General features: G+C 41.7%; 1 protein-coding gene. It reads right to left on the bottom strand.

The features are described 5' to 3' along the window. Positions 1 to 514: 50S ribosomal protein L25/general stress protein Ctc (locus ACS8FD_RS20515; protein WP_439277225.1), on the bottom strand; the 514-nt coding region annotated here is incomplete at its 3' end. Positions 515 to 712: the final 198 nt, after the last annotated feature.

Genomic DNA, 712 nt, shown 5'->3' with positions numbered 1-712 from the left:
CAGGTAAGTCGATGTCTGATAAGCGGAATAGATCGCCGATTTCCATACCTGATACATCTACTTCTAGATACTCAGGTAGCTGTGATGGTAGGCAAACGATTTCAACTTCAGTAACCAACGTAGATAGGATACCGCCTGCTTTTGTACCAGGAGCTTCTTCACGACCAGCGAAATGCACAGGAACGTTCATGTTGATCTTTTGGCCTTTGATAATGCGCTGAAAGTCAGCATGCATTGGAAAGCCTTTAGCAGGATGACGCTGTAAGTCTTTAATAACGACTTGATGTTCTTCACCTTTATCAGTCGTGATCGTCAAGATTTGTGAAAAGAAGGCTTCGTATTCAAGCGACTTTACCATCTCATTTAATTTAATTGAGATAGCCGTTGGTTCTTCACCGCCACCATAAATGATAGCAGGAACTAAGTTCTGCTTACGTAGGCGGCGGCTCGCACCTTTACCTTGTTGTTCAGCAGAGCGGTCAACCGCATTAATTGCAAAATGATCGATAGTCATGGATATAATCCTATAGAGTGTATGTGAAGTATCTACCAGTAACCTAAGACTTGCGACCAGTCTTCTACCGGATAATCGATACCTTAAATAGTATGAGTCACACCGCTAAGCCTCAAATGCTTAAAACTTACGAATAACGCATATAGGCGCGCATTATACGTGTTTTTGCAGCAATAATAAAGGCTTAGATAATTTGAT

The sequence above is a fragment of the Psychrobacter sp. 1U2 genome (assembly GCF_051847575.1).
This window is presented reverse-complemented; position numbering and strand designations above follow the sequence as displayed.